Genomic DNA, 2484 nt, shown 5'->3' on the forward strand with positions numbered 1-2484 from the left:
CCGACGACCTGGTACGCCTCGTCCCCGAGGACGTCCTGGGCCTTCTCGACGTCGGTCTTGCTGGGTGCGTCTGACGCAACCAAGGCCACATTGGGGCGCTTGTGCCGGTGGGCGGGAACCCTTGTGTAGTACGGGATTCAACTGTCGCCTGACAGAAATGATCTTGTAAACGGCACGTTAACGATCTGTCCGTTTTGTGACGTTCGGGCTAAATGTGGCCAGTTGTTCACTCGATCGAGTGGTGCATAGCGGACATTTCACACGATTTCCGGTTGCATGGTGATCATGAGACCCCTCGCCGTGCTCCGCCACGACCTGCCGGCCTCACTGGTCGTCTTCCTCGTCGCAGTCCCCCTGTCCCTCGGCATCGCCCTCGCTTCGGGCGCGCCGGTCGCCGCCGGGCTCGTCGCCGCCGTCGTCGGTGGCATCGTCGCCGGTGCCCTCGGCGGCTCCGCGCTCCAAGTCAGCGGGCCGGCCGCCGGCCTGACCGTCGTCATGGCCGAAACCATCCAGACGTTCGGCTGGGCCGTCACGTGTGCCATCACCGTCGCCGCCGGCGCGCTGCAGATCCTGCTGGGGCTGAGCCGGATCGCCCGCGCCGCGCTGGCCATCTCGCCGGCCATCGTGCACGGCATGCTGGCCGGCATCGGCGTCACGATCGTGCTCGGCCAGCTGCACGTCATCCTCGGCGGGAAGGCCCAGAGCTCGGCGGTGGAGAACATCGCCGAGCTGCCCGGCCAGATCGTCGCCCACCACGACTCCGCCACCCTGATCGGCCTGCTCACCATCGCGATCCTGCTGCTCTGGCCCAAGCTCCCGGCCGCCGTCCGCAAGGTACCCGGGCCGCTGGCGGCGATCGCCGCCGCCACGGTCGTGTCGGTGGTCGCCGGGATGACGCTGCCCCGCGTCGAACTGCCCGGTGACCTGCTCGACATCCACCTGGTCCCGCAGCTGCCGGACGGCGGCTGGGGCGGGTTCGCGCTCGCCGTCGTCACCATCGCCCTGATCGCCAGCGTGGAAAGCCTGCTTTCGGCGGTCGCGGTCGACCGCCTGCACACCGGCCCGCGCACCAACCTCAACCGCGAGCTCGTCGGCCAGGGCGCGGCCAACATGCTCTCCGGGGCGGTGGGCGGGCTGCCGGTCACCGGCGTCATCGTCCGCAGCTCCACGAACGTCGCCGCCGGCGCGAAATCGCGGGCGTCGGCGGTGCTCCACGGCGTCTGGGTGCTGCTGTTCGTCGTCCTGCTGGCCGGGCTGATCCAGAGCATCCCGCTGGCCGCGCTCGCCGGCCTGCTGGTGCACGTCGGCGCGAAACTGGTCAACCCCGGGCACATGAGGACCGTCCTCGCCCACGGCGACCTGCCCGTCTACCTGCTCACCCTCGGCGGCGTCGTCGTGTTCGACCTGCTCACCGGCGTCCTGGCCGGGATCGGGCTCTCGCTGGTGCTGATGCTGCGCCGCACGTTGTGGTCCGGCATCCACGTCGAGGCGGAAGGCGACAGCCGGCGCGTGGTCGTCGAAGGCGTCCTGACGTTCCTGTCGGTGCCGCGGCTGTCGAAGGTGCTCGGCGCCATCCCCGCCGGGGTGCCGGTGCGGCTCGAGCTGGTCGTCGACTACCTCGACCACGCGGCGTTCGAAAGCCTCACCACGTGGCAGCAGGCGCACGAGCGCGCCGGCGGCACGGTGGACGTCGACGAGGTCGGCCACCCGTGGTTCGGCGAGGGCAAGGCGGGCCGTCCGACGCGGTCGCGGCTGGCCGCGAGCCGGGCGGTGCCCCGCTGGCTCGCGCCGTGGTCGGAATGGCAGGCGGTGGAAGGGATCCCGGCCCAGCAGACCCGCCGCGGCGCGACGGAGTTCCACCGCCGCGCGGCCCCGCTGCTGCGTGACACGCTGTCCGGCCTCGCCGACGGCCAGCGCCCGCGCACCCTGTTCATCACCTGCGGCGACTCCCGGATCGTGCCGAACCTGATCACCACCAGCGGCCCGGGCGACCTGTTCACGATCCGCAACATCGGCAACCTCGTCCCGCCCGGCCTGGCCGACCCGTCGATGAACGCGTCGATCGAGTACGCGGTGGGGGTGCTGGGCGTCGAGGAGATCGTGGTGTGCGGCCATTCGGGCTGCGGCGCGATGGCGGCCCTGGCCGACGGCCCGCCGCCGGGTCCGCTGGCGGTCTGGCTCCGGCACGCGGAGCCGAGCGCGCACCGCACGGGCTCGGCCACCCTGGACGGCGGTGTCCCGGAGCGCGAAGGGGACAGGCTGGCGCTGCACAACGTGCTGCAGCAGCTGGAGCACCTGCGGGAGTACCCGTCGGTCGCGGCCGCCGAGGCGGCGGGGAAGGTGCAGCTGACCGGGATGTACTTCGCGGTCGGGACGGCCCAGGTGTACCTGTTCGACTCGGCGGAGCGGACGTTCCGCCCGGCGGGGGCCCAGGTGGTGGTGCCGGGCGCGTGAGGTCGGCGCGGGCCGGGTCCACCGGGGCCC

1 protein-coding gene is annotated in these 2484 nt (G+C 72.1%); it reads left to right on the forward strand.

Going from position 1 to position 2484, the window contains the following annotated elements; translation table 11 throughout:
- Nucleotides 1-276: 276 nt before the first annotated feature.
- Nucleotides 277-2454 carry a bifunctional SulP family inorganic anion transporter/carbonic anhydrase gene (locus AB0M83_RS48510; protein ID WP_364529619.1) on the forward strand — a complete coding sequence of 726 codons (2178 nt, stop codon included), beginning with the start codon at nt 277-279 and terminating at the stop codon, nt 2452-2454.
- Nucleotides 2455-2484: the final 30 nt, after the last annotated feature.

Source organism: Amycolatopsis sp. NPDC051106, assembly GCF_040682775.1.
GTDB lineage: Bacteria > Actinomycetota > Actinomycetes > Mycobacteriales > Pseudonocardiaceae > Amycolatopsis.

What these genes read in the sequence shown, in the direction of transcription:
- AB0M83_RS48510 (WP_364529619.1), top strand. Translation starts at nt 277, where the DNA reads ATGGTGATCATGAGACCCCTCGCCGTGCTCCGCCACGACCTGCCGGCC.